At 50.4% G+C, this 575-nt stretch carries 1 protein-coding gene; it reads left to right on the top strand.

Annotated elements, in window-relative coordinates:
- On the top strand, positions 1-575 hold a 575-nt coding region (locus tag QEH59_RS18690), incomplete at both ends, for a hypothetical protein (protein ID WP_308986905.1).

Genomic DNA, 575 nt, shown 5'->3' with positions numbered 1-575 from the left:
GGTGTGGATGATCTAACAGTTGAGTCTAATAATCTGACAGTTGAAATCAATCGTGGTGAAGGAAACCTCGTCGCTGATTTCTCAGAAAACGCTTACGAAATCGCTACCGGACCTGAGAGTTCACTTGAATTAGTCGCTGACGGGGCTTTAGGAGAGCTCACGCGTGCAGCAGGTGAATTAGTTCTCAACGTGGCCAACTTCTTCACGGTAACTGGTTCGCTTGCTTTCGAACAGTCCATTGGCAAGGTGGTTCTGGCCGATGAAGAGGAAGTCGACGTCGATCGCTTATTAGTGGGTGGTTCAAATCTTTCTGCGTTTATTGGTTTGAATGGGGGCAGTGATGACGCACTCGGACTGGAAGCCGTGGGCTTGGAGTTTGCCCTCGCATTACAATCCTCGCAAGCGACTCCAAGTCGTCACTGGGTCTCACTCCAAGGCAGTGCGGGGGAAGTGAATTTTGTAGGTATCGATGGCCTGAGCATTGGTGCGGATACATTATCGATTGCAATCAATCAGGCCGATGAGAGTGGCCAGGTCATAGACTTCAGTGCCGCTGCGACAGACTTGACTGTTGC

The organism is Thalassobacterium sedimentorum (assembly GCF_031127905.1).
Classification (GTDB): domain Bacteria; phylum Verrucomicrobiota; class Verrucomicrobiia; order Opitutales; family Coraliomargaritaceae; genus Thalassobacterium; species Thalassobacterium sedimentorum.
Note: the sequence above shows the minus strand (reverse complement) of the source record. Positions and strands in the feature narration are given on the sequence as shown.